At 62.3% G+C, this 24613-nt stretch carries 24 protein-coding genes; 8 read left to right on the top strand and 16 right to left on the bottom strand.

Annotation, left to right across the window (positions count from 1 at the left end):
• Positions 1–56: 56 nt before the first annotated feature.
• The 3 genes from KG698_RS00390 to KG698_RS00400 are packed head-to-tail and all read left to right on the top strand — an operon-like array spanning position 57 to position 3144.
• Complete coding sequence (locus KG698_RS00390) at positions 57–968, top strand: 3-keto-5-aminohexanoate cleavage protein (protein WP_213683602.1); 912 nt, start codon at positions 57–59, stop codon at positions 966–968.
• Entirely contained in the window at positions 965–1717 is a 753-nt protein-coding gene (locus tag KG698_RS00395; RefSeq protein ID WP_213683603.1) for an SDR family oxidoreductase, read from the top strand. Before KG698_RS00390 ends, KG698_RS00395 begins: the two co-directional genes overlap by 4 nt.
• A complete protein-coding gene (locus tag KG698_RS00400; RefSeq protein ID WP_213683604.1) occupies positions 1717–3144 on the top strand; it encodes a carnitine 3-dehydrogenase in 1428 nt (475 codons plus the stop codon). The genes KG698_RS00395 and KG698_RS00400 overlap by 1 nt, the downstream gene beginning before the upstream one ends.
• On the opposite strand, the gene KG698_RS00405 is transcribed toward KG698_RS00400, so the two are convergent.
• The 4 genes from KG698_RS00405 to KG698_RS00420 all read right to left on the bottom strand — a co-directional run bounded on the left by KG698_RS00405 (position 3141) and on the right by KG698_RS00420 (position 8294).
• Entirely contained in the window at positions 3141–4769 is a 1629-nt protein-coding gene (locus tag KG698_RS00405) for an ABC transporter ATP-binding protein (RefSeq protein ID WP_213683605.1), read from the bottom strand. The genes KG698_RS00400 and KG698_RS00405 overlap by 4 nt on opposite strands.
• Positions 4766–5683, bottom strand: a complete 918-nt coding sequence (locus tag KG698_RS00410) for an ABC transporter permease (protein WP_213683606.1) — start codon at positions 5681–5683, stop codon at positions 4766–4768. The genes KG698_RS00405 and KG698_RS00410 overlap by 4 nt, the downstream gene beginning before the upstream one ends.
• Before the next feature lie 4 nt (positions 5684–5687).
• Positions 5688–6641, bottom strand: a complete 954-nt coding sequence (locus KG698_RS00415) for an ABC transporter permease (protein WP_213684244.1) — start codon at positions 6639–6641, stop codon at positions 5688–5690.
• A gap of 72 nt (positions 6642–6713) precedes the next feature.
• Entirely contained in the window at positions 6714–8294 is a 1581-nt protein-coding gene (locus KG698_RS00420) for an ABC transporter substrate-binding protein (RefSeq protein ID WP_300982735.1), read from the bottom strand.
• Between the two features lie 423 nt (positions 8295–8717).
• Between KG698_RS00420 and KG698_RS00425 the strand changes: the two genes are divergently transcribed.
• On the top strand, positions 8718–10181 hold the full coding sequence (locus KG698_RS00425) for an aldehyde dehydrogenase (protein ID WP_213683607.1): 1464 nt from the start codon (positions 8718–8720) through the stop codon (positions 10179–10181).
• A 67-nt stretch (positions 10182–10248) separates the two neighbouring features.
• Here KG698_RS00425 and KG698_RS00430 read toward each other — a convergent pair whose 3' ends face one another.
• The 12 genes from KG698_RS00430 to KG698_RS00485 all read right to left on the bottom strand — a co-directional run bounded on the left by KG698_RS00430 (position 10249) and on the right by KG698_RS00485 (position 22087).
• Entirely contained in the window at positions 10249–11799 is a 1551-nt protein-coding gene (locus KG698_RS00430) for an SPFH domain-containing protein (protein WP_213683608.1), read from the bottom strand.
• A gap of 21 nt (positions 11800–11820) precedes the next feature.
• Complete coding sequence (locus KG698_RS00435; protein ID WP_213683609.1) at positions 11821–12582, bottom strand: hypothetical protein; 762 nt, start codon at positions 12580–12582, stop codon at positions 11821–11823.
• 8 nt (positions 12583–12590) lie between these two features.
• A complete protein-coding gene (locus KG698_RS00440; RefSeq protein WP_213683610.1) occupies positions 12591–14054 on the bottom strand; it encodes an aldehyde dehydrogenase family protein in 1464 nt (487 codons plus the stop codon).
• Between the two features lies 1 nt (position 14055).
• Positions 14056–15255, bottom strand: a complete 1200-nt coding sequence (locus KG698_RS00445; protein WP_213683611.1) for an ABC transporter ATP-binding protein — start codon at positions 15253–15255, stop codon at positions 14056–14058.
• On the bottom strand, positions 15248–15982 hold the full coding sequence (locus KG698_RS00450; RefSeq protein ID WP_213683612.1) for an ABC transporter ATP-binding protein: 735 nt from the start codon (positions 15980–15982) through the stop codon (positions 15248–15250). Before KG698_RS00450 ends, KG698_RS00445 begins: the two co-directional genes overlap by 8 nt.
• Positions 15979–16908 carry a branched-chain amino acid ABC transporter permease gene (locus KG698_RS00455; RefSeq protein WP_213683613.1) on the bottom strand — a complete coding sequence of 310 codons (930 nt, stop codon included), beginning with the start codon at positions 16906–16908 and terminating at the stop codon, positions 15979–15981. The genes KG698_RS00450 and KG698_RS00455 overlap by 4 nt, the downstream gene beginning before the upstream one ends.
• Positions 16905–17771 (bottom strand): branched-chain amino acid ABC transporter permease, encoded by an 867-nt coding sequence (locus KG698_RS00460; protein WP_213683614.1) that lies wholly within the window; start codon positions 17769–17771, stop codon positions 16905–16907. The genes KG698_RS00455 and KG698_RS00460 overlap by 4 nt, the downstream gene beginning before the upstream one ends.
• A 63-nt stretch (positions 17772–17834) precedes the next feature.
• The gene (locus KG698_RS00465; protein ID WP_300982737.1) at positions 17835–19025 is read right to left on the bottom strand and encodes an amino acid ABC transporter substrate-binding protein; all 1191 of its coding nucleotides are present in this window, start codon (positions 19023–19025) and stop codon (positions 17835–17837) included.
• Positions 19026–19336: 311 nt separating this feature from the next.
• A complete protein-coding gene (locus KG698_RS00470; protein ID WP_213683616.1) occupies positions 19337–20026 on the bottom strand; it encodes a fumarylacetoacetate hydrolase family protein in 690 nt (229 codons plus the stop codon).
• Between the two features lie 87 nt (positions 20027–20113).
• On the bottom strand, positions 20114–21175 hold the full coding sequence (locus KG698_RS00475) for a YeeE/YedE family protein (RefSeq protein ID WP_213683617.1): 1062 nt from the start codon (positions 21173–21175) through the stop codon (positions 20114–20116).
• A 45-nt stretch (positions 21176–21220) separates the two neighbouring features.
• On the bottom strand, positions 21221–21565 hold the full coding sequence (locus KG698_RS00480; protein WP_213684246.1) for a helix-turn-helix transcriptional regulator: 345 nt from the start codon (positions 21563–21565) through the stop codon (positions 21221–21223).
• 114 nt (positions 21566–21679) lie between these two features.
• Positions 21680–22087 carry a hypothetical protein gene (locus KG698_RS00485; RefSeq protein WP_213683618.1) on the bottom strand — a complete coding sequence of 136 codons (408 nt, stop codon included), beginning with the start codon at positions 22085–22087 and terminating at the stop codon, positions 21680–21682.
• A 75-nt stretch (positions 22088–22162) separates the two neighbouring features.
• Here KG698_RS00485 and KG698_RS00490 point away from each other — a divergent pair, with 75 nt between their 5' ends.
• The 4 genes from KG698_RS00490 (at position 22163) to soxY (ending at position 24591) form a co-directional block, all read left to right on the top strand.
• Complete coding sequence (locus KG698_RS00490) at positions 22163–22903, top strand: cytochrome c biogenesis protein CcdA (RefSeq protein ID WP_213683619.1); 741 nt, start codon at positions 22163–22165, stop codon at positions 22901–22903.
• 41 nt (positions 22904–22944) lie between these two features.
• Positions 22945–23526, top strand: coding sequence for a thioredoxin family protein (locus tag KG698_RS00495; RefSeq protein WP_213683620.1), 582 nt, complete (start codon positions 22945–22947; stop codon positions 23524–23526).
• Between the two features lie 121 nt (positions 23527–23647).
• A complete protein-coding gene (gene soxX / locus KG698_RS00500; protein ID WP_367114005.1) occupies positions 23648–24127 on the top strand; it encodes a sulfur oxidation c-type cytochrome SoxX in 480 nt (159 codons plus the stop codon).
• A gap of 41 nt (positions 24128–24168) precedes the next feature.
• Entirely contained in the window at positions 24169–24591 is a 423-nt protein-coding gene (soxY, locus tag KG698_RS00505) for a thiosulfate oxidation carrier protein SoxY (protein ID WP_213683621.1), read from the top strand.
• Positions 24592–24613 lie beyond the last annotated feature (22 nt).

Here is a 24613-nt window from a genome sequence, read left to right on the forward strand (position 1 = left end):
CGAAAATCCGCAAGTTCGATTTTTCGTACGAAAAATCGGGAAAGGAAGGAAACGATATGCCATTGACCATCAGCCGCGAGGTCTTCATCACCTGCGCCGTCACCGGATCGGGGGCCACCCAAGACCGAAGCCCTCATGTGCCGCGCAGCCCGAAAGAGATTGCCGAAAGCGCCATCGCCGCTGCCCGCGCGGGCGCAGCCATCGTGCATTGCCATGTGCGCGATCCCGACACTGGCACGCCCTCCCGTCGGGTCGATCTTTACCGCGAAGTGACTGACCGCATCCGGGATGCCGAGGTGGATGTGATCTTGAACCTGACCGCTGGCATGGGCGGCGATATCGTTTTTGGCCCGACCGATGCGCCATTGCCCCTCAATCCCAAAGGCACCGACATGGCCGGGGCCGAGGAACGCGTCGCCCATGTGGCCGCATGTCTGCCCGAGATCTGTACGCTTGATTGCGGCACGATGAATTTCGCCGAGGCCGATTATGTCATGACCAACACGCCCGGCATGCTGCGCGCCATGGGGCGGATGATGACCGATCTGGGCGTGAAGCCCGAGATCGAGGCGTTTGACACCGGCCATCTGTGGTTCGCCAAGGAACTGGTCAAGGAAGGCGTGCTTGATAGCCCCGCCTTGGTGCAGCTGTGCATGGGCGTGCCGTGGGGGGCGCCTGATGATCTGAACACCTTCATGGCGATGGTCAACAACGTCCCGCAGGATTGGACCTTTTCCGCCTTTTCGCTCGGGCGCAACCAGATGGCCTATGCGGCGGCTGCCGTTCTGGCGGGCGGTCATGTGCGGGTGGGGCTGGAGGATAATCTCTGGCTCGACAAAGGCGTGCTTGCCACCAATGCGCAGCTGGTTGAGCGCGCCGTCGGTGTGGTTGAGGGGATGGGCGCGCGGATCATGACACCCGCCGAAGTGCGCACGAAATTGGGCCTTGTGAAACGGGCCCCACGATGAGCCGACGGGTCGTCATCACGGCGGGGGCAAGCGGGCTTGGCCTTGCCATGGCACGCGCCTTTGCCGATGCGGGCGACAAGGTCGTGGTTTGCGATGTCGATGGGGCGGCGGTGGCGGCTTTGCCTGCAGGCATAAGGGGCGTTCAGGCCGATGTGACGGATGAAAGCGCGATGGCGGCCTTTCTTGCCGGGGTCGAGGCCGATTGGGGTGGGGCGGATATCGTCATCTCCAACGCGGGCATCGGCGGGCCGGCGGGGCCAATCGAGGAGTTGGATTTCGCCGATTGGCAGCGCTGCCTTTCGGTCAATCTCGATGGTGCTTTCCTGACCTGTCGCTGGGCGGCGCGCGTGATGCGGGCGCAAGGATCAGGGCTGATCTTGCTGACCAGCTCTGTCTCGGGGCTATTCGGCTTTCCGTGGCGCACGCCTTATGTGGCGGCAAAATGGGGGATCGTCGGGCTGACCAAGGCGCTCGCCTCGGAACTGGGGCCAGCGGGGGTGCGGGTCAATGCGATCTGTCCCGGTGCGGTCGAGGGGCCGCGCATGGACCGTGTCGTCGCGATGGAGGCCGAGGCGCGCGGCATCACCGAGGCGGAAGTGCGCGCGGGCTTTGCCGAGGGCGTCGCGCTACGCCGCTTCGTGACCGCCGAAGAGGTTGCGGCGATGGCGCTTTTTCTGGCGTCACCCGGCGCGGCATCGATCAGCGGTCAGGCCATGGCCGTTGATGGACATAACGAAAGGACGACATGATGGGACGGAAGGCGGCAATCATCGGGGGTGGCGTGATCGGCGGCGGCTGGGCCGCGCGCTTCTTGCTCAATGGCTGGGATGTGGCGGTTTTTGATCCCGACCCAGAAGCGGAGCGCAAGATCGACGCGGTGCTGGCCAATGCGCGCCGATCCTTGCCCGGCCTTTACGAGCGCGCGCTGCCGCCCGAGGGCAAGCTCAGCTACCATACCGAGCTGGCGGCGGCTGTGGTAGGCGCGACCTGGGTGCAGGAAAGCGTGCCGGAGCGGCTCGATATCAAGCACAAGGTCTTGGCGCAGATCATGGCGGCCGCGCCCGAAACAGCGGTTTTAGGCAGTTCAACATCGGGCTTCAAACCATCGGAATTGAACGAGAAAGGCGCGCGCGCGGTCGTCGCGCACCCGTTCAACCCCGTCTATCTTTTGCCGCTGATCGAATTGGTGGGCGATGCGGCTGCTTGCGAGAAAGCCGCCCAGATCCTGCGCGAGATCGGGATGTATCCGTTGCTGGTCCGAAAGGAGATCGACGCCCATATCGCCGATCGTTTCCTCGAGGCCGTCTGGCGCGAGGCGCTCTGGCTGGTCAAAGATGGGATTGCGACAACCGAAGAAATCGATCAGGCGATCCGCATGGGCTTTGGCCTCCGCTGGGCGCAGATGGGCCTGTTCGAAACCTACCGCATTGCGGGCGGCGAGGCGGGGATGCGCCATTTCCTCGCGCAATTCGGCCCTTGCCTGACATGGCCTTGGACGAAGCTCATGGATGTGCCGGATTTCACCGATGAGTTGGTCGATCTGATCGCGGGGCAATCTGATGCGCAATCGGGCCATCGCTCGATCCGCGAGTTGGAACGTCTGCGCGATGACAATCTTGTGGGCATCATGCGCGCGCTCAAGCGCACGGGCAGCGGGGCGGGCGGCGTGATCACCGCGCATGAGGCGATGCTGCCGCGCCGCGCGACGGGGCCAGACGGTCTGCCCGTGACGGTCGAGATGCAGGTGCCGACGACATTCGTCGATTATAACGGCCATATGAACGAGGCCCCCTATCTCGAGGTCTCGGCCCGCGCCTCGGACCGGTTCATGGAGATGATCGGGGCCGATGCCGCCTATATCGCCGGGGGCTTGAGCTATTTCACAGCCGAGAACCATGTGCGCTATTTCGCGGAAATCGACATCGGGGCGCAGATCATGGTGACGACGCAAGCCTTGGGCGGCGATGGGCGCAAGCTGCATCTTCTCAACAAGATTTGGGCGGGTGGCGATACACCTGCGGCCACGGTCGAGACGCTGCTTCTTCATGTCGATCTGTCCACACGCCGTGTTATGGCGCCCACGGGTGTGGTGGCCGAGCGCGCAGCGGCATTCGTGAGCGATCACGCCGATCACCCCAAGCCGGATCGGTTGGTGTTGAACCAGCCGCGTGCCTAAGTCCCCATGGCGGCGCGGCTGTTGGCCAACAGCCGCGTCAGCCAGTCTGGGTCCATTTCCGGCACGGATGACAGCAACAACTCGGTATAGGGCTCATGCGGGGGTGTGAACATCTGGGCCTTGGGGCCTTGTTCGATCACGCGGCCCCTTTGCATCACGACCACATCATCGGCAATCGCGCGCACGGTGGCCAGATCATGCGTGATGAACATGTAGGCGAGGCCAAATTCATCTTGCAGCCTGTTCAAAAGCTTCAAGATGCCCTCTTGCACGATCTGGTCGAGCGCTGATGTCACCTCGTCGCAGATGATGATCTTTGGCTCGGCGGCCAGCGCGCGGGCGATGCCGATGCGCTGCTTCTGGCCACCTGACAATTCGCCGGGCAGGCGGTCGATATAGGTGTCGGGGTCCAATTCGATCAGGTCTAGCAGATCGCGGATTCGCGTCTCGAGTGCCTTGCCTTGTAGGCCCAGATACATCTGCGCCGGCCGCCCGATCAATTCGCGCAACTTCAGCTTGGGGTTCAGCGCGGTATCGGCCATCTGGTAGATCATCTGCACCTGCCGCAGCTGATCGCGCGTCCGCCCCTTAAGGGCCGGGGGCAGGGGTTTGCCATCAAACATGACCGTCCCGCTGCTGGGCGGCAAAAGCCCGGTAATCACGCGCGCGGCGGTCGATTTGCCCGACCCGCTTTCGCCCACCACGGCAATCGTACGCCCGGCATGGATGTCGAAACTCACATCGTCCAACACCGGCACTTTGCCATAGGCGGCGCTGACATTTTGCACCGACAAGATCGGGGCATCCGTCGCGGGGGGCTGTTCGGCGCGCGCGAAACTGCGCACGGCCCAAAGCGATTTCGTGTAATCCTCGCGCGGGGCGTCAAGCATCTGGCGCGTCTCGGCCTCTTCGACCTCATCCCCGCGCAACAGCACCTTGATGCGGTCGGCGGCTTGGGCCACCACGGCCAGATCATGGGTGATATAGATCGCGGCGGTGCCCGACTGGCGCACGATATCGCGGATCGCGGCCAAAACCTCGATCTGAGTGGTCACATCGAGTGCGGTTGTCGGCTCGTCGAAAATGATCAGATCGGGGCGGCAGGCCATCGCCATCGCGGTCATCGCGCGCTGCAATTGCCCGCCCGAGACCTGATGGGGGTAGCGAAAGCCGATCCCCTCTGGGTCGGGCAACTGCATCCGGCGATAAAGGTCTGTGGCGTCTTTCTCGGCCTGCTCGCGCGACATCACACCATGGATCACAGGTGTTTCGCAGTACTGGTCGATGAGTTTATGGGCCGGGTTGAAACTGGCCGCCGCCGATTGCGCCACATAGGCGATGCGCTTGCCGCGCAGGGCGCGCCGCTCGGCCTCGGGGGCTTGGCGCAGGTCGATGCCATCGAACAGGATGCTGCCGCCGGTGATGCGGCAACCGTCGCGCGCAAAGCCCATGGCGGCCAGCCCTACCGTGGATTTGCCCGCGCCGGATTCGCCGATCAGCCCCAGCACCTCGCCCTTGTGCAGCGTCAGGTCGATGCCCTTGACGATCTCGGTCCAACCCTCGCCGGCGCGCCCCTCGATCCGCAGGCCTTCGATCTTCAGCAATACTTCGCGGCCCATGCTCATTGCTCCTTCAGGCCCGAGGCGCGGTGTAGTTGCCAATCGACGACGAAGTTTACCGCCACGGTGAGCAGCGCGATGCATCCCGCGGGAAGGAGCGGCGTGACATCGCCAAAGGTGATGAGCGTCGCATTGTCCTTGACCATGCTGCCCCAATCCGCCGTTGGCGGCTGGATGCCCAGCCCAAGGAATGAGAGCGAGGAGATTGCCAAGAAGACAAAGCAAAACCTGAGCCCGAACTCGGCCACCAAGGGCGCCATGGCGTTTGGCAAGATCTCGCGCCGGATCAAGAACCATGAGCCTTCGCCGCGCAGCTTCGCGGCTTCGATATAGTCCATCACCACGATCCCTTGGGCCACGGCGCGCGCAAGGCGAAAGACGCGCGTGGCGTCAACGGCGGCGATGACCAAGATCAGCGTCAGAACCGAGGTGCCAAAGATCGTGAGCAGCAAAAGCGAAAAGATCAGCGCGGGGATCGCCATCAACGCATCGACGAAACGCGACAGCGCTTGGTCAAGCCAGCCCCCCACAAGAGCCGCCCAAAGCCCAAGGATGGCCCCCACCACAAAGGCCAGCGCCGTGGTGGCAAAGGCGATGCCCACGGTGTTGCGCGCCCCATAAATGAGCCGCGACAGCATATCGCGCCCGATCCGGTCGGTGCCCAGCGGATGCGCGGCGGACCATGCCTGAAACTGCCCACCTACGATCTCGCGCTCGGGGAAGGGGGCAAGGATAGGGGCGGCAATCGCAACAAAGGTATAGATCGCGATGACCAAAAGGCCGAAACTGGCGGTCAGCGGAATATCATGGGCAAGGCTGCGCGCCTGACCCGAGAATGTGGCCCGCGCGCCCGTACGCAGCGCCCAAGCGATCGCAAAAAGTGCGGCAAGCCCAAAGATGACAGAGGCGGCGAATCCCATGGCGCTACCTCCGATGCATTAGGCGGGGGTTGGTGATGGTCGAAAGCACATCCGCCAACAGGTTCAGCGCCACATAGGCCGCAGCAAAAATCAGCGCCACGGCTTGGACAACCGCGATGTCGCGGTTCGACACGGCATCGACCATCAACTGCCCAAGGCCGGGATAGACAAAGACCACCTCAACCACCACGACGCCGGTGATGAGATAGGCAAGGTTCAGCGCGATGACGTTGATGATCGGCGCCAGCGCATTGGGCAGCGCATGGCGCAGCACGATGCGCAAGGGCGACATGCCCTTTAGCCGCGCCATCTCGATATAGGGGCTGGCCATCAGGTTGATGATCGCGGCGCGCGTCATGCGCATCATATGTGCCGTGACGACCAGCATCAGCGTCAGCGCCGGCAGAAAGGTCATGTAGACCCTGTCGCCAAAGGTGGTGGTCGGGTTGATCCGCACCATCGAGGGGAAAAGCCCGGTCTGTGCCAGCCACAACACAAGAATATAGGCGACAAAGAATTCAGGGAATGAAATCGCGGTCAGCGCACCGGCATTGGCCATGCGGTCAAAGATCGAATTGCGCCAAAGGGCCGCCAAAATGCCAAGGATCAGCGAGATCGGCACCGACAGGGCAGCTGCGTAAAGCGCAAGGAAAACGGTATTTCCAAGCCGCGCGCCGATCAGCTCGGAAATCGGGCGGCCATTGGCCAGCGACACGCCAAAATCACCCGTCAGCGCGCCGGTCAGCCAGTTCCAATAGCGCACAGGCGCAGGGTCATTCAGCCCCAGTTGTTCGCGCAGTGCCGCCAGCGTTTCAGGCGTGGCCGACTGGCCCAAAAGCTCGTTGGCCAAATCGCCGGGCAATAATTCGGTGGCACCGAAAATGACCAAAGAGACGATGAAAAGTAGTCCGACCCCCAGCGCGATGCGCAAGGCGATCATCCGAATGACACTAGACAGTGACCCGTCCTCCCCGGTTGAACGGATGCGATGAGGCCCCCGGCGCAAGCAGCGCCAGGGGCCGAAGCGGGATCAGGCCATCGACCAACGCTCGACGCAGCGGAAGCCGTCGAAGTTCCAATTGGCCGAGATCTGCTCGGGCGTGGCGATCTTGTTGGCCACGGCCATCACGTAGTTGTTGTACATCGGGATGATGGTCGAGCCCTCAAAGGACACAAGCTGCTGCATCTCGTGATACATCTCGCGGCGCAGATCCTCATTCACCTCAGAGCGGGCGGTGACGAGCAACTCGTTGAAGCGATCATTGCTCCAGAAGCTTTCGTTCCAATCCGCACCCGCGGCATAGGCCGTGGTGAACATGTGATCCTCGACCGCGCGACCGCCCCAATAGGTGGCACAGAACGGCGTATTGCCATTGGGGTTCAGCCAGACATTCGACCAGTAGCCATCGTTTGGCACACGATCCACGGACATGTTGATGCCCGCTGCACGCGCTGTTTCCGAGAACATCGCGCCCGCATCGACCGCACCCGAGAAGGCCGCATCAGCCACCGAGATGGTGACATCAAGGCTCGAAAGCCCGGCCTGCTGCAGGTAGTAGCGCGCCTTGTCGGGATCATAGGTCTTGGCTTCCATTTCCGCATGGAAATAGCGGTTCGCCGGGCCGATCGGGTTGTCGTTGGCCACCGCACCATGACCGCCCAAGATCACATCGACCATCGCCTGACGGTCGAGCGCGTATTTCAGCGCAAGGCGGACATTGTTGTCGCTATAGGGCGCTTGGCGGCTGTCCATCGGAAAGCCGTAATGCGCATTGCCGGGGATCGACAGGATGCGCGCCACACCACGGCTTTCGAGCATGCCGATGGTGGCGGGATCGACCTGGTCGATCAGGTCGACCTCGCCGGTGATCAGCGCGTTCAGACGCGCCGCCGGGTCAAGGATCGAGACCAGTTCGATGCGGTCAAACCATGCGCGGTCCGATTTCCAGTAGTTGGGGTTGCGGTTCAGCGTGGCCTGCACGCCATGCTCGTAGCTTTCGACGATATAGCCGCCGCAGCCATCGGTGGTGTTGGCATCCACCTTGCCATCGGCCGAAGGAAGGACCGGGACATGGTAATCGGTCATCAGATAGGGAAGGTCGCCATTGGGCGCTTCCAGCGTGACCACCACGTTGTTGCCATCGGCGCGCACATCGGTGATCGCCGCCAAGAGCGGTTTGACGACCGAGGTCGAATCATCGCCGCGGTGATGGTTGATCGAGGCGACCACATCGGCCGCTGTCACGGGCTTGCCGGAGTGGAAGCTGACGCCCTGACGGATGGGGAAAACCCATGTCTGGCCATCGCTGCTCGACCAGCTTTCCGCAATCTCGGGGACCAGCTGCCCATCGGCACCAACCTCGATCAGGTAGTTGTGGCGCGCAGAGCCGAAGGTCTGCACATACAGATGTTCCCACAGGCCCGGATCAAGGCTGTCGGTGGTCGAGCCATGGCCGATCCCGATGCGGAAGGTGCCGCCGCGTGTCTGAGCGGCCGCGCTTGTGGTGGTATGGGGCAGGATCAAGCCTGCCGCGCCGATGGCAGCGGCACCTTTCAGCACGCCACGACGGCTTGGGGCAAATGTTTTGCCCGTCATGTCGAAATTGTTCATCAGTCGACTCCCTTTGGTCCATGCCACATGTTGTTTCATGCGGCTTTCATATTGCGCGGGCGATGGGGGCGCCGGTTCCTGCCCGCATCCGCCGTGTGTGTCTGAGCGCAGCGCTTGATCACGCCGACTCTGGTTTTATCATACTGACCCGTAAGCCTACGCCTTGTCACCATCTTCGTTCTCGCAACGGCAAAGTGACAATGGCTGATGATAAACGCATAACAAAAAATTCTTCGCGATGATGACGAAAATATTCGCAGGTGCGCGAAATTTTTTCTTATGGCCGCCTTGGCTGGGCTGATCGTGATCAAAGCCGTTAAAAGCCGCTTCATTGACCGGAAAAGAATGGCTTAGGCGGCCGCATATCCTTGAACACGCGGGTGAATCGTTTAGCGTGAACGCCACACATGGGAGGTGTGGATCATGACAATGATGATGCGCGACGGGGCCGGGCTGAAGGCGCCGGAAATGATCTTTGTCGATGGTGCATGGGTTGCGCCCACTTCGGGGCGGATGATCGATGTGATCTCGCCCATGACCGAGGAAAAACTACTCTCTTACCCCGAAGCAGGCACCGCCGATATCGACCGCGCGGTGGCCGCAGCGCGCGCCGCCTTCGATCATGGCCCGTGGCCGCGCATGGCGCCCGCCGAGCGGGGCGCCTATCTCAAGCGGATCGCCAGCCTGATCGAGGGGCGGCTGGACGACATCGCGTGGGCTTGGACCAAGCAGGTGGGCGCGCCAATCAGCCTAACTAAGAAGCTGGTGGGGCAGAACGCGACGCTGTTTCGCTATTACGGCGAATTGATCGAAACCTACCCCTTCCGCGATGACCGCACGCGCGACGATGGCGGGGCCGTGCGCATCCTGCGCGAGCCTGTGGGGGTTTGCGCCGCCATCTCGCCGTGGAACGCGCCGATGGTTTTGCTCAGCTACAAGATCGCGGCGGGCTTGGCGGCGGGCTGCACCATGGTGGCCAAGCCCAGCCCCGAAACCCCGCTCGAGGCCTATATCATGGCCGAATGTATCGAGGCCGCTGGCCTGCCAAAGGGCGTATTCAACCTTGTGCCCGCAGGACGCGAAGGGGGCGATCACTTGATCCGCCATCCCGGTATCGACAAGGTGGCCTTTACCGGCTCGACCGAGGTGGGCAAGCATATCATGCGCGTCTGTGCCGACCGGCTGGCGCGGGTGTCGCTGGAATTGGGCGGCAAATCGGCCGCCGTGCTTTTGCCCGATGCCGATTTCGCGCGCGCCATGCCCAGCCTGATGACCTATTCCATGCCGATCACGGGTCAGGTCTGTTTCTCGCTCACGCGGCTTTTGGTGCCCAATGCCCGCAAGGCCGAGTTTCTGGATATGTTCTTGTCGGGGGTGCGTGGGCTGAAACTGGGCGATCCGTCTGATCCGGCAACACAGATGGGCCCACTTGCCATGGCGCGTCAGCGCGAGCGGGTCGAGGGCTATATCGCCGCCGGGCGCGCAGGTGGGGCGACGGTCGCTTGTGGCGGTGGGCGGCCACGCGGGCTTGATCGTGGGTTCTTCGTTGAGCCGACTGTGCTGACCGATGTAACGCCGGATATGAAGGTGGCCCAAGAAGAGATCTTTGGCCCCGTCGTCTCGGTCATCGGCTATGACGATGAAAACGATGCCGCAGCCAAGGCGAATGCCACGGTCTTTGGCCTGAACGGCGCGGTCTATAGCCAAGATGTCGAGCGCGCCTATGCCTTTGCCAAGCGGATGCGCACCGGCGGGCTGACCATCAACGGGTTGATCGTCGATCCCAAGCACCCCTTCGGCGGCTATCGCCAATCGGGCATGGGCCGTGAAGGCGGGCCAGAGGGTCTGGACAATTACCTTGAGGTCAAGACGATCCACATTGCCTGACCGCCAAATCCCGAAACGATAAAGGGGAGGCGCAAGCCTCCCCTTTTTCCTGTCATGCGTGAATGGATCACTCGTCGCGGCGGCGGCGGCGATCCTTGCGGTCCATGGTGCCATCGCGGATTTCGTCGCCGATCTGGTCCAGTACACGGTGCAGGTTCGGCGCATGAACCGCCTGTTCCAGCACGGAATCGAGCGCCTGCAAGATCGCGCCGCGCGAGCCCTCGACGCTGCCCACTTGCGTGATGTCGATCTTGCCGATCTTTTCCATGGGCTTGACCATCTCGGCCACGATCTTGGGCATCGATTCAAGCCGGGCCAATTCCACCTCATGGGCCAATGTCGCCTCAGAGCGGGTGTTTTGCGCCGCGATATGGGCCGCCATCGCGGTGGTCTCGGCCGTGCGTGCGGCCAGCATCGCCTCGGCGTCGAATTTCGCGGTCTCAACCCGGTCCTTGGCCACCTTGCGCGCGGTCTCGGCTGCGATCTCGGCGCGGCGTGCTGTTGCGGCGGCCTCGCTTTCGGCGGCGATCCTGGCCAGATCGCGCTTGCGCTCGGCCTCGGCGCCAGCGCGCGCGCTTTCGATGGCCTCATGCGCGCGAACCGCTTCGGCACGCGCCAGATCGGCCTCGGCCTGTGCGCGGCTTTCCTCTTGGCTTTTGGCCAGCACTTGCACGCTGCGATCTTGTTCGGCCATTTCCAGCGTCTTGGCGCGCAGGATCTCGGCCTCGCGGATCGCCTGTTCCCGGGCGATATCAGCGGCTTGGATCTCGCGTTCCATATGGATGCGGGCCTCGGCTGCGGCGCGTTCGGCCTCGGCCTTGGCGCGGGCGATCTCGGCCAGTTGTGCCGACATCAGCGCTTCGACCTGCTGAGCCTGTGCAATCTCGGCGCGGCGTTCTTCCAGATCGATTTCCATCTTGCGGCGCGCGGCCTCCATCGCGGCGCGGCGCACGCTGACTTGGGTTTCCCCTTCGATCTCGGCGCGCTCGCGCTTGGACAGCGCGATGACCTCGGCCAGCTTGCGCAGACCCACGGCGTTGAAGGCGTTGTTTTCATCCAGTGCCGAAAACGGCGTCTGGTCCAGCGCTGTCAGCGACACGCTATCAAGCGACAGCCCATAGCGCTCCACAACGGGCGACAGGGCCGTGCGGATCTCGGCCACGAATTCGGCGCGGTTCTCATGCAATTCATCCATGCTGTGGCGGGCTGCGACCGCGCGCAGGGCATCGACGAACATCCCCTCGATCAACAGGCGCAAATCCTCGGGCTGAAAGCTGCGCTTGCCCAGCGATTGCGCCGCACGGGTGACGGATGCAGCGGTGGGCGGAACCGACAGATAGAACTCCGCCCCCACATCGACGCGCAGCTTGTCACGCGTGATCAGCGATTGATCGGCGGCGCGCCGCACCTCAAGCCGCATGGTCTGCATATTGACGCGCGCCACCTCGTGAAACCACGGCAGCGCGATAAAGCCACCATCGATGGCGACGCGCCGCCCGCCGATGCCGGTGCGCACAAGGCTGACCGCGTTCGAGCTACGCTGGTAGAAGCTCGCGGCCAAGACCACGAGGATCGCCAGAATGACGATCAGCGCGATTGTCCAGAAGATGGTATTCATCGCAGGTTCCTTTCCCGGTGCTCACAGCCCCTCAAGGCTTGTTTGGGTCTCGGCAGATAGGCCGCCATCGGCGGCAAGCGCTGCCCCGGTGATACCGGCGGCAAGCGCGGAGAGTAGAAATACGGCCGTCTGGGCCGCCTGTGTCTGGCCCATGCCCGCATCAAGCCCGCGCGCAGCACTGATGCGGCCGGGCAGGCTGCCATCGGGGCTGGCGGCGACAAGGCACGCGGTGCGTGGGCCAAGCGGTCCCCAAGCATTGGCGTGCTTCATGGCCCAAGCCTCCATCGCCCATGCGGTCAGCTTGGGCACCAAATGGGGTTCGGCGATCAAACCCCAGCGCTGGCCAAAGCCCAAAGCCGTCTCGGGGCGCAGCGCAAGGGCCGCGCGGATCAGCGCAAGATGCTGGGCGCGCGCGGGGTCGAACGCCGCCCCTTGCGTGATGATCGCGGCCCCCTGCGCCATGCGCGGCGCCATCTGTTCCGCTAGGCGTTTTGGTCCCATCACGCCACGCATCAGCGCCAGATCGGGGGCGTCAGATGCATCATGGGCGGGAAACAGGCAAAGCCCATCCAACCCCTCGGGCAAGGCGGCAGCCAGCCGGTCAATGGCCCCCAGATCGCTGGGGTCGAGATGGTAGAACTCGGCCACATGATCAAAGCCCGTGACCGCGTCGATGCCGATGAGCTCGGCCCCGGCCTCGGTCGCGGCCCGTGCGACCGCCAGCCCAAGCCCACGCGCCGATCCAAGGATCGCGACGCGTTTACCGGGCAAAAGGGCGGGCATTGCTTGCATCAAAACACCGGCGGATAGGGGCGACCGCCCCGGTCTAGCGTGATCCAGCGGGTCTCGGTGAAGGTCTCGATCGACCAGCGCCCACCGTGCCGCCCAAGCCCCGAGGCCTTGGAGCCGCCGAAAGGCACATGGGGTTCGTCATTCACGGATGAGCAATTGACATGGCACATGCCGGTTTCAAGCCGCCGCGCGATATCCAGCGCGCGCGCCTCGTTCGCGGTGAATACCCCCGCCGACAGCCCATATTCTGTGTCGTTGTTGATCGCGATGGCCTCCTCGTCGGTGGCAAAGGGGATCACGGGAACCACGGGGCCAAAGGTCTCGTCGCGGTAGACCAGCATATCGGGGGTGACATCGGCCAGAATGGTGGGTTCCACAAAGCGGCCATTGATGCCGCCGCCCACGATGACGCGCGCGCCCTTGGCGATGGCATCATCTAGCTGGGCTTTCACGCGCGCCACTTGGCGGTCGTTGATCAAGGGGCCGATCACGTTGGATTTATCAGCCGTGTCGCCCACTTTCAGCCGGGCCGCGCGTTCCGCGAAACGGGCAAGAAACTCGGTATAGATGCTTTGATGGACCAGCACCTTTTCCACGCTCATGCAAATCTGGCCTTGGTGCATGAAACTCCCGAAATTGGCGGCTTGGGTGGCGCGCTCCATCTCGGCGTCCTCGAGGATGATCAGGCTGTCCTTGCCGCCCAGTTCCACGCAGGCCTTTTTCAGATGCGCCCCGGCCTTGGCCGCGATCGACCGGCCCACGGGGGTCGATCCGGTGAACGAGATGCCCTTCACATAGGGATGCTCGATCATCTCGTCGCCCATCGCGGCCACATTCTCGCGCGAGCAGGTGATGACGTTGAACACGCCCGGCGGAAAGCCCGCCTCGTGCAGGATTTCCGCGAAATACAGCCCGCCGCTATAGGGCGTATCCTCGGACGGCTTCAGCACGATGGTATTGCCTGCGGCGAGTGCAAAGGCAAAGCCGCGCGAGGTCAAGATGCCTTGGAAGTTCCACGGGCTGATGACCGAGATCACGCCCATCGGATAGCGCACGGCGGTCGAGAATTTCCCGTATTCCGAGGGCAGGATTTCACCAAGGTTGTGGTAGCAGGCAGCAGCGGCCGAGCGGAACACCTCGGCCACATAATGGGCCTCGAACGCGCCCTTGCCGACCCATCCGCCACCCTCGGCCTGTGCGGCGGCGATGTAATCGGGGGTGCGGCGTTCCCAGATATCGGCGGCTTTCAAAAGCAGATGCGCGCGCTGGGTATATTTCATCGCGGCCCAAGCTTTGAACGCGCCATGCGCGGCTTCAATCGCCATACGGGCTTCGGGGCGGGCACCATCGGGGGCTTCGGCATAAAGCGCGCCGGTTGAGGGGTTGATATCGGCAAAGCTGCGCGCGGTCTGGACCCATTGGCCACCGATATACATGCCGCGAATGGTTTGGGTCTGGGTCATCTCAGATATCCCTCCGGTCGAACTGTGACGCGCCGGGACGGCGGGTGTAATGGGTGATCGGGCCGCCGCTGGGCTGGCCCATGGGCTGACTGGGCGCGGGCATGACGGGTGCCGCTGCCGTGGGCTGTGGCGTTGCGGGCCGCGCGGTCGGGCGCAAGGGGGGCAGGGTGCTTGCCTCACGCCGCCCCTCCATCGCGCAGCGCGCGGCCTGTTCCATGCTGGTCATCATCTGTGCCAAGGCCGCGTCTTGGGTCGCGGCAAGCGCCGGGGGTAGGGTGGCCATGGGGCGTGACAGCGTCGGGCGCGCGCTGGTATTGCTCTCGACGGCCTGACGCCCGGCGGCGGCCACGACCGCGTCGATATCCACGCCCGAGATTTGGCTGGCCGACAGCGCCATGCTGGGCTGTGGGCGCACCGCAAAGGGTTTTGGCGGGGCGTCCATCGCGGCCATAGGCTTGCGCATCGGGGCAGGGGCGGCGCTGCGATGGCCAGCCGCACCGCCCAGATAAGCCGCCTGCACCGCGGGATCGTTCTTCAAGATATCGGCGCGATCCTCGCGCGCGATCTGGCCGTTCTCGAGCAAATAGCCGCGATCGGCGATCCCAAGCGAGAGTTTGGCGTTCTGCTCCACCAGCAAGATGCCCAGACCCGCCGCGCGCACCGCTTTGAGGCTTTGAAACAGATCCTTGGACAAAAGCGGCGACAGGCCAAGCGAGGGCTCATCAAGCATCAAGATCGTGGGGTTCGACATCATGGCGCGCCCGATGGCGACCATCTGTTGCTCGCCGCCCGACATGGTCGAAACCGTCTGCCCCGCACGGTCGGCAAGTTTCGGGAAAAGCCGGATCAGCCGGTCGTAATTGCCCTCGGCCTCATCACGGGCGCGGGCGGGGTTGGCACCCAGCATCAAGTTTTCTTTGACGGTCAATTCACCGAAAACGCCGCGCCCTTCGGGGACCAAAGCGATGCCCTGTTCCACGACCTTATGCGCGGGCAGGCCCAAAAGCGGCTCACCGCCCATGCTGACCGCGCCCGAGGAATGCCCCTCGCAAATCCCCGCGATGGCCTTGAGCAGCGTGGATTTCCCCGCACCATTGGCCCCAAGGATCACGACGATCTCGCCGGGCCTGACGCTGAGCGAGACACCGCCAAGTGCGCGGTGCTTGCCGTAGCCGACCGCCAGATCGCTGACCTCAAGCATCCTCATCCTCCCCCAGATAGGCGCGGATCACTTCCGCGTCCGAGAGCACCTCGGCGGGTGTGCCTTCGGCGATCTTGGCACCGGACGACATGACGACGCAGCGGTCACAGAGGCTACGGATCGCATCCATCACATGCTCGACCAGAATGATCGTGCGCCCCTCATCGCGCAGGCTGCGCACCAGATCAATGCCGGTGGCAAGCTCGGTCGGGTTTAGCCCCGCCAGCCATTCATCAAGCAAGAGCACCTCGGGATCGCCCGCCAAAGCGCGCGCCAGCTCCACCCGCTTGGTGTCGATATAGGTGAGCGAGGAAATCGGCAGACCTATGGACGCGCCCAAGCCCACACGCTCCAAAAGCTGTCTTGCATGTGCCTCGGCGGGTTTGCCCCAACGGCGGCGATGGCCAAAGACCGCACCCGCGACGACGTTTTCCACCACGCTGAGTTCCGGCAAGAGGCGCACAAGCTGAAAGGTGCGCCCAACGCCCTTGCGCGCGGTCTTGTGCGCGGGCAGCCCCGCAAGCTCGGCCCCTTTCAGGCGGATCGACCCCTCGCTTGGCGGGAAAAGCCCCGAGATCATGTTGATCATCGTCGATTTGCCCGAGCCATTGGGGCCGATGATGCCCATCACCTCATGCTCGGTGACATCAAAGCGCATGTCGCGCACGGCGACCAAGCCGCCAAAGCGCTTGGTGACACCCTGCACCTCAAGGACCGTCCGGCTCATGCACCGCCCCCCTGATGAAAGCGACGCCGGATGCGCGCCCACAGGCCCACAAAGCCGCCGGGCAGCACATAGACGATCAGCAAAAACACGATACCAAGCAGGAGGAGTGTCTGATTGGGTGCCTGCCGCGTGATGAACTCCCACAAGAGCGTGAAGGGAATGACGCCCGCCAATGGCCCCCATAGCCGACCCGTGCCGCCCAAGAGCGCCATGATCACGACCTGAAAGGACAAAAGCGGCGCAAAGGCGGTCGAGGGTTCGATATAGATGTAGCGCGGTGCAAGGATTGCGCCCACGGCGGCGGCCGCCATGCCGGGAATGGTGAACAGCGCGACCTTTGCCAGCGCCGTGTCGATGCCCACATGGCGCGCGACGGTCTCATCATTCCCGATGATGCGCAGCGCAAAGCCCAGTTTCGAGCGCCCGATCAACCAGCCCGCCAGATAGACCAGCGCCGCCAGCCCTAAGAGCATCCAATAGATGTCCCGCTCGGTGATCGAGGTCAGCACATACATGCCGCGCTGGCCGGTCTGGTTTTGCACCCATGTCACGAGTTGGCGGACAAGTTCTGCCAGACCCAGCGTGAAGATCACGAAATAGACCCCCGACAGCCGCAGTGTGACCATGCCGACGAGTGCGGCCAAGATGCCCCCCAATGCGGCGGCGATCAGCGGCAACATCCAGAAGGGGAGCGTTTGGAACCCCAAGCCCGTCACAAAGGTGCCAACACCGAAAAACGCCGCTGTGGCCAGCGAGATGTAATGCGTCGGCCCCGAGAACAGCGCCCACGAGGTCGCCAGCACCACGAACATCGCCATTGTTGTGGCCATGCTCAGCCAATAGGGGCTGAACACGACGGGCACGAAAGCTGCGGCCAAAAGCAACAGCGCCCAAGGGATAACTTTTCCGATCTCCTGCGCGTTCATGTCGGCTTCTTCCCGAACAAGCCCTGCGGGCGGAACAGCAAGATGCCCAGAAACAGCACATAGGCGGCGGCCAGCGTCAGACCCGGATCAATGAGCCGCGCAACGGCTGTCTCGCAAATGCCAAGGATCATGGCGGCCACGATGGTGCCGCGAATATCGCCCACGCCGCCCATGATCACGATGATCAGCGCCTTCATGGTGAACAAAATGCCGACCGAGGCGTCGAGCGTGAAAAACATCGAGATGAGCGCGCCACCCACCGCCGTGATCGCGCCCCCGAGCGCAAAGGCTTGGGCCGAGGCCGCGCGCGTGTCGATGCCCACCAGCCGGGCCGAGGCAGGATTGACCGCCAAAGCCCGTAGGCGCAGCCCCGCGCGTGTATAGCTGAGCCAAAGCCACAGCCCCAGACCAATGAGCGCGGCCAGCACAAAGGCCACCAACCGGTTTTGCGCGTAGGACGAGCCAAAGATATCGACCGGCTGCGCCAGATAGGCGTAGTTGAAATAACCGCCACCAAACAGCGCGGTCATGATGCCCACCAGCGCGAATGACATGCCAAAGGTGGCAAGGATGCTATCAACCTCCAAAGCGCCACGGCTTTTGGCGCGGCTGACAAGCGGTTGCAGCATGATCCGGTAGATCAGCCAATTCACCGCAAATGCGATAGGGGCCACAAGAACAAGGGCCGCCACAGGGCTGACTTGCGCCGCCGTATAGGCCCAAAAGGCCGCGAACCCGCCCGCCACCAACAACTCGCCATTGGCGAGGTTCATGATGCGCGCGACGCCGTATTGCAGGTTCAGCCCCAGCGCAATGAGGGCATAGGTGCCCCCCAGCAAAAGGCCGGTGATCAAGATGAACATATTGCGCCCTGTTCCCGAAAGACACGGGCGGCAGGCATTGGCCCACCGCCCGGATCAGGTCAGTTAGTTCCAGCCGTCAAACAGCTGTACATCAACGGCACCGTCACGTCCGCGTGCCGAGACACCGCGGAACACGCCGTTTTGCCACTGGCCCACGGTCCAATAACGCTCGTTGTCGTTATTCTCGTTGAAGTCGACCGGCCCAAGGATCGTCTCGTAGCTATTGGCGCGATCCTGCAGATGCGCCAAAACCGCTGCGCGGTCAGCCGAACCCACAGCCTCGATCGCTTGGCCCAAAACTTCGAGCGTGGCGTAGGTTGCCGCAGAGGCCCAGAAATCGGGGCCTTGACCGGCGAGTTCAGTATGAGCTGCGGAAAAGGCTTGGAAGGCCGGATCATCGGCATTCACGCCACCCATGCCCAACACGCCTTCGATCTGTTCGCCAAAGCGGCCCGCATAGGCCGGGAAAGCGGTGGCCACAGCGGTGAAGAAGACGCTGGGCGCAAAGCCCTGTACGATGGCCTGATCGGTCAGCGCAAAAGTGTCGCCGGGATAGGACCACGCGATAAAGGCGTCAGCCTCGGCCGATTTCGCGCCATCGATGATCGGTGCCAAATCCTGTGTGCCCAACGGGTAGGAGGATTGATAGACGATCTCAAAGCCCGCGCCTTCTAGTACGGCCTTGGAAATGCCCGCCATCTCGATGCCGAAAGCGTCGGCCACATTGACCAAAGCCACGCGGTTGCCGATGGAACCGGCTTCGCGCAGATCAACCAAGACCTTTGCGGTATCTTCGGCCATGACGCCTGTGCGGCCCAACAGGAAGAACATGTTGGGGAATTGCGCGGCCAATTCGGGCTGCTGGTTGGTCACGGCGGTGCCGGTGATCTGCGGATAGCCGAGTTGTGCAAAGATCGGAGCGGCGGCAAGGTTTAGACCCGTGGAATAGGGTGCAACCATGAAATCGACCTGATCTTGGGTGGCCAAACGCTGGGCCGCTTGGATCGCCTGCTGCGGATTGGTCTGGTCGTCATATTCGACCAGCTCGATCAGCGCCTTGCCACTGGCAAGCTGCAAGCCGCCGGCCGCGTTGGTCTGTTGCACCCAAAGGCGCACGGCGGGCCAATGGGTCACGGCTGCACCACCGGCCAGCGGGCCAGACTGCGGCGCAGCGGCGCCAAGGCGAATCGTCTCTTGCGCCGATGCGGCGCCAAGACCTGCCACGGCCAAGGCCATGGCGGCGGTCGCGGTCATAAGTGTTCTGCGGAACATGTTTCCCTCCCGATCTGGGGCATGCACGGTGCAATTGCATGCAGCATCACGCCCCGGTTCCCTTTTGCGTTCGCTTTGGTCAGGGGCAGAATTGGCAGCCAACCCCTTTATTTCTTGACCTTGCGATGCTTGTCGTCCTCCACGCCAAGCCACGCTGTCTTTCTAGGATGTATACAGTTCGATATTCAAGCGTTCTATAGATTGGCCACGAATTTTAATCCCAAGGTTGTAGCGCGCAAAAAGAAAGCCGCGCGGTGGCGCGGCTGTCGGGTCATGCGTTGATCGCTTTGGGCTCAAACGACTTTGACGGTCAGATCGCCCACACCTGCGACATGACCCGCCATCACATCGCCGCGTGTGATGGGGCCGACCCCTGCGGGTGTGCCAGTCATGATCACATCGCCGGGCGCGAGTGTGAAGTAACGCGACAGCGTCGCAATCATCTCGGGCACTTTCCAGATCATCTGGTTCAGATCGCCCTCTTGCTTGATCTCGTCATTGACCTTGAGCCAGATTGCGCCGTGATCCGGATGGCCGATCTGGCTTGCGGGAACCAAGGGGCCGCAGGGGGCGGATTTCTCGAAGGATTTGCCAATCTCCCATGGTCGGCCCAACGTTTTGGCCTCGCCCTGAAGATCGCGCCGCGTCATGTCGAGACCAACGGCATAGCCAAAAACATGATCAAGCGCGTCTGCGACCGCGATATCGGTGCCACCCTTGTGCAGCGCCACGACCAATTCGATCTCGAAATGCACATCATCGCTTTGGACCGGATAGGGGAAATCGCCAAAGGTGATGTTGTCGGGGTTTTTCTGGAAGAAAAAGGGCGGCTCTTTCTCCGGGTCAAAGCCCATTTCGATGGCATGGGCGGCATAGTTGCGCCCGATGCAATAGACGCGCCGCACAGGGAACGTCTGGTCCGATCCCGCGATGGGAAAGCGTGTCACCGGGGTAGCGGCGAAAAGGTCATTGGCGTTTGTCATCTGTCGATTATCCTTGGCGGTCTTGCTGGGCGCTGTGATGCCGCGCGCAAGCGGGCAGGGCAACGGGCAATCGCGTCGCGCAATGGCTTAGGCTTGCCGCAGGAGGCTGACCCCTTCGATCAGGTGGCGCAGTCCTAGCCAACCACCCAGCCAGATCATCGCGGCCACAACAGGGGCGTGAAACGACAAGAGTGACAGCGCGCCCAGCCCTTGACCGACCGAACAGCCCGCCGCCAGCACTGCACCCACCCCCATCAGCACCGCGCCCCCCATTTGCCGCTTTAATTCGCGCGGGTCATCGCAGGCCTCCCAGCGGAAACCGTCGCGGATCAAGGTGCCGAGAAAGGCACCAATCACCACGCCCAAAACCGAGCCGATGGCGAAATCAGGCTCAAGCCCCGAGGTGAACATCGTGTAGCGGATCGTATCGCCCACTGATGCGGTGAAGGTATGCGATTGCACCGCCCATGGCGCAAACCCATTGGCCGCGACCCATGCGGTGCCGACAAAGCCCGATGTGATCGCAAATCCCGCCACGCAGGCCCAAAAGATCTCGGCCAAGCGCTTGGCCCGGATCAGCGCCAATACCGCCGCCCCGGCCAGCAATAAGCCAACAAACCCCGCGACAACCCCGGCCGGTAGCCCAAAACTCGCGCCAATCAGATGCGCCCAGCCCTGCTCCGTCCCGGGGAATGGATCAATCGGGAAAAGCCTTGCGCGCAATGCTGCCAACGGCCCTGACAGCGTGACATAGGCCGCGATCCCCATCACGAGGGCGATCACCATCGCACGAAGATCGCCGCCGCCCAAACGCGCCAACATGCCGTAGCCGCAATTGCCCGCATGCGCCATGCCATAGCCAAACAACAGCCCACCCAATGCGGCACCAATCAAGCTGTAATCGTTGCGCAGATAGATGGTGTCGCTAAGCCGGATCAGACCGGCGGCTTCGGCTGCGAAATTGCCCAAGATCGCCACACCCAGCGCCAGCGCCCACATCCATAGACGCGCGCGGTCATTGCCGTAATGGGCATCCTCGATCATGCCAAGTGTGCAAAACCGCCCCAAGCGGGCGGCAAGGCCAAGCAATACACCACCGGCCAAGCCGATCAGCGCGATCAGCCATGATTCTTCGATATAGGCGAGCATGTTCCCTCCCTTGCACGCCGGCCCGCGCCGGTCTGGTGGCAGGGGTCAGGTGCAGAACAACTCGTAGACACGTTCGATGATCATCCGCGCGCGGTCATCTGTCAAACTGTAATAAATCTGCTTGCCCTCGCGGCGCGCCGTCACCAACCCCTCAAGCCGCAGCCGCGAGAGTTGTTGCGACACCGCCGCTTGCCGTGAGGCGAGCATATTCTCGATCTCGGTCACTGATTTTTCGCCATTGGCCAGCGAGCAGAGGATCATCAGCCGCCCCTCGTGGCTAATCGCCTTAAGGAAATCGGATGCGGTCTGCGCATTATCGCGCAACCGGCGCCACGTGGCTTCGTCGATTTGTTCGTCGATCCGGGGCAGGATCGATGCATCATCATCCATGGCTTCGTCCGATAACATGGCCGAAAATTCAGGGTGAAGGTTCATTACATGTTCCTCCAGCGCCGGAGATTGCGCAAAGCGGGGAAAGTTTCAACAAAAAACCGAAATCCACCATCAGCCATCCACCGGCAGGCTTGCCCAATCGGCGTCGCCTTGGGCAAGTAAGTGGCCAAGCAGACCCCAAAAGAAATCCTCGCCCGGATAGCCTTCGATGCGGCCGATCTCTTGGTCGTCGCGGGTCAGGATGAAGGTTGGGGTAAACACGGGGCGGCGGGCGAGGCTCAGATCATCGGGCAGGGCGCGCAGATCAACTACGCGCAGCGGCGCAAAGCGGCCCTCTGGTGTGATCGGATACTCGGGGCCGACATCGGCGTGCCAACGGATGCAATAGACACAGCCACGCTGTTCGATCATCACCAATTCCCAGCCGCTCTGTGCTGGGGCGGGGCTGGCATGCAGCGACATGGCAAGGGTCAGCGCGCCGATCAAGGTAACAACCCAGCGGCGAGCACGTTCTTGCATATGCAACGTTGACGAAACTTCCATGACGTTATTAATATGAATTTTTGAATGTGATGTCCACGGCGAGGCAAGGCGATGTTCGATATTTCGATGACGGGTGCCTTTCTTGCCGGTCTTTTATCATTTCTTTCGCCCTGCATCCTACCGATGGTGCCGTTTTACTTGAGTTATCTGGGCGGCATGAGTGCCGCAGAGCTGGCGCAGGGCGGGGCGGTCACACGCGCCACGCGGCTGCGCGCGGTGCTAGGGGCAATGGTTTTCGCCGCCGGTGTGCTGACCGTCTTTGTGGCGCTGGGGGCCTCGGCCTCACTCTTTGGGCAGGTGTTGCGCGACTGGTTCGATGTGCTGCGTTATCTTGCGGCGGCGATGATCATCGCGATGGGTCTGCATTTTCTGGGCGTGATCCGCATCGGCTTTCTCAATCGCAGCTTGCGCGCTGAACCGGGCGACACTGCCAATCTGGGTCTTGGCGGGGCTTATCTGATCGGGCTGGCCTTTGCCTTTGGCTGGACACCTTGCGTGGGCCCGGTGCTCGCCGCGATTTTGTTCATGGCGGGCACGACCGACACGGCGGGCCAAGGAATGGCGCTTTTGACCGCCTACGGGGTGGGTATGACGCTGCCCTTTGTGCTGGCGGCTGGCTTTGTCGGGCCGTTCATGAAGCTGATGGGGCGGTTCCGGCGGCATCTGGGCAAGATCGAGAAAATCATGGGCGGCGCGCTGATTGTGTTCGGCATTTTGATCGCCACCAATGCGCTTTTGTATATCGGTGAATGGATGATCAACGAGTTCTCGGTGTTCCAAACCATCGGGTAGGGCGCACCACCACAGCCACGGGCAGGAGGAGGCCCAACGCCATGTTCACACGACTGACAGGATGGATCACCGCCGCAGCCTTTGCGCTGGCCACCCCCGCGCTGGCCGAGATCGGCGATGACGGGCTGCATATCGCACCTTGGATCAACGATAGCTTTCTCGATCTGCGCGAGGATTTGGCCGATGCCAATGCCCAAGGGCGCAGGCTGGTTGTCATCATCGAACAGCGTGGCTGCATCTATTGCTCAAAAATGCATGAAGAGGTTTGGGTTGTGCCCGATATCCTCCAGATGCTTGAAGAAGACTTCTATTTCGTCCGCATCAATATGCATGGCTCGACCGAAGTCACCGATTTCGACGGCGAGATGATGGAAGAACGCCAGATCGCGCGGCGCTGGCGCAATTTGTTCACGCCGACGATCTTGTTTTTTCCCGAAGAAGTCCCCGAAGATGTGACGGGAATCGAGGCGGCGGCCGTCGTCATGCCCGGTGCTTTCGGGCGCTGGACGACCTTCAACATGCTCAACTGGGTTTTGGAGAAGGGCTATGCGGGCGAGGAAGATTTCCAACGATATCATGCCCGTATGTTTGCCCAGCAAGCCGCGGCGGGGGCGGTCGATTGACCTGCGGGGAGCAAAAAATAGTGCTCACATGCAGAAAATCAAATGTGTTGTTGCAATCTTTGCGCGAGTAAGCCTACGGTATACCACGGCCTACTGACTCGGCCAAAGGGAGGGAATCGAAGTGAAGCGCCAGATCATGCTGGCGGCAGGGCTCATGCTTGCCGCAACCAGCCTTCAAGCCGATGTTGTTGCCCCGAATGATGTGGTGGCAAATGAATACGGTGAAATTGCAATGTCCCTGACGGGCCAGCCCGGTGACCCCACGCGCGGTGCCGAGATCATGGCCAGCCGTGGGGCCGGAAACTGCCTTGCCTGCCACCAGGTAAGCGCACTGGACCAATACAAATGGCATGGTGAGGTCGGACCCTCGCTTGACGGTGTGGCCACACGCTGGGACGAGGCCGGGTTGCGCGGGTTGATCGTCAATGCCGATGTGATGTTCCCCCAGTCGATCATGCCGTCCTTCTACCGCATCTCGGGCTATACCCGTCCGGGCAATGCCTATACCGGCAAAGCAGCCGAAGGCGAGCTTTCACCACTTTTGGCGGCGCAAGACATCGAAGATGTCGTCGCCTATCTGATGACCCTGACCGACTACTGAGCCGGTCAGTTTTCGAACAAGATTTCAAGGAGAATAGTCTCATGACCCAGACACGCAGGCAATTCGTCGGCAACGGTTTGGCGATTGCGGCGGCCTTTTTCGGTCTTCCGCATATCGCAAACGCCGCAACGCTCGAAGAGGCCATCGCTACCTTCACCGGTGGTTCTGACGCAGCTTCGGACGGGATCACCCTGATCGCGCCCGAGATTGCCGAGAACGGCAATACCGTTCCAATCGAGGTTGATGCACCCGGTGCTGCCGCGATTATTTTGTTTGCCGCCGGCAACCCCAACCCCGACGTTTGCACCGTCAATTTCGGCCCTGCATCCGGATCGCAAATGGTTTCGACCCGCGTTCGTCTTGCCGGTGAGCAAGAAGTTGTGGCGATCGCACGCATGGCTGACGGTAGCTTTAAGCAGGCGCGCCAGAATGTGCGCGTCACCATCGGCGGCTGCGGCGGCTGAACCAGTTAGGACAAGGAGATAA

This window comes from Roseicyclus sp. (assembly GCF_018402035.1).
GTDB lineage: Bacteria > Pseudomonadota > Alphaproteobacteria > Rhodobacterales > Rhodobacteraceae > Roseicyclus.

What these genes read in the sequence shown, in the direction of transcription:
- KG698_RS00390 (WP_213683602.1), top strand. Translation starts at nt 57, where the DNA reads ATGCCATTGACCATCAGCCGCGAGGTCTTCATCACCTGCGCCGTCACC.
- KG698_RS00395 (WP_213683603.1), top strand. Translation starts at nt 965, where the DNA reads ATGAGCCGACGGGTCGTCATCACGGCGGGGGCAAGCGGGCTTGGCCTT.
- KG698_RS00400 (WP_213683604.1), top strand. Translation starts at nt 1,717, where the DNA reads ATGGGACGGAAGGCGGCAATCATCGGGGGTGGCGTGATCGGCGGCGGC.
- KG698_RS00405 (WP_213683605.1), bottom strand. Translation starts at nt 4,769, where the DNA reads ATGAGCATGGGCCGCGAAGTATTGCTGAAGATCGAAGGCCTGCGGATC.
- KG698_RS00410 (WP_213683606.1), bottom strand. Translation starts at nt 5,683, where the DNA reads ATGGGATTCGCCGCCTCTGTCATCTTTGGGCTTGCCGCACTTTTTGCG.
- KG698_RS00420 (WP_300982735.1), bottom strand. Translation starts at nt 8,294, where the DNA reads ATGAACAATTTCGACATGACGGGCAAAACATTTGCCCCAAGCCGTCGT.
- KG698_RS00425 (WP_213683607.1), top strand. Translation starts at nt 8,718, where the DNA reads ATGACAATGATGATGCGCGACGGGGCCGGGCTGAAGGCGCCGGAAATG.
- KG698_RS00430 (WP_213683608.1), bottom strand. Translation starts at nt 11,799, where the DNA reads ATGAATACCATCTTCTGGACAATCGCGCTGATCGTCATTCTGGCGATC.
- KG698_RS00435 (WP_213683609.1), bottom strand. Translation starts at nt 12,582, where the DNA reads ATGCCCGCCCTTTTGCCCGGTAAACGCGTCGCGATCCTTGGATCGGCG.
- KG698_RS00440 (WP_213683610.1), bottom strand. Translation starts at nt 14,054, where the DNA reads ATGACCCAGACCCAAACCATTCGCGGCATGTATATCGGTGGCCAATGG.
- KG698_RS00445 (WP_213683611.1), bottom strand. Translation starts at nt 15,255, where the DNA reads ATGCTTGAGGTCAGCGATCTGGCGGTCGGCTACGGCAAGCACCGCGCA.
- KG698_RS00450 (WP_213683612.1), bottom strand. Translation starts at nt 15,982, where the DNA reads ATGAGCCGGACGGTCCTTGAGGTGCAGGGTGTCACCAAGCGCTTTGGC.
- KG698_RS00455 (WP_213683613.1), bottom strand. Translation starts at nt 16,908, where the DNA reads ATGAACGCGCAGGAGATCGGAAAAGTTATCCCTTGGGCGCTGTTGCTT.
- KG698_RS00460 (WP_213683614.1), bottom strand. Translation starts at nt 17,771, where the DNA reads ATGTTCATCTTGATCACCGGCCTTTTGCTGGGGGGCACCTATGCCCTC.
- KG698_RS00465 (WP_300982737.1), bottom strand. Translation starts at nt 19,025, where the DNA reads ATGACCGCGACCGCCGCCATGGCCTTGGCCGTGGCAGGTCTTGGCGCC.
- KG698_RS00470 (WP_213683616.1), bottom strand. Translation starts at nt 20,026, where the DNA reads ATGACAAACGCCAATGACCTTTTCGCCGCTACCCCGGTGACACGCTTT.
- KG698_RS00475 (WP_213683617.1), bottom strand. Translation starts at nt 21,175, where the DNA reads ATGCTCGCCTATATCGAAGAATCATGGCTGATCGCGCTGATCGGCTTG.
- KG698_RS00480 (WP_213684246.1), bottom strand. Translation starts at nt 21,565, where the DNA reads ATGGATGATGATGCATCGATCCTGCCCCGGATCGACGAACAAATCGAC.
- KG698_RS00485 (WP_213683618.1), bottom strand. Translation starts at nt 22,087, where the DNA reads ATGCAAGAACGTGCTCGCCGCTGGGTTGTTACCTTGATCGGCGCGCTG.
- KG698_RS00490 (WP_213683619.1), top strand. Translation starts at nt 22,163, where the DNA reads ATGTTCGATATTTCGATGACGGGTGCCTTTCTTGCCGGTCTTTTATCA.
- KG698_RS00495 (WP_213683620.1), top strand. Translation starts at nt 22,945, where the DNA reads ATGTTCACACGACTGACAGGATGGATCACCGCCGCAGCCTTTGCGCTG.
- soxY (WP_213683621.1), top strand. Translation starts at nt 24,169, where the DNA reads ATGACCCAGACACGCAGGCAATTCGTCGGCAACGGTTTGGCGATTGCG.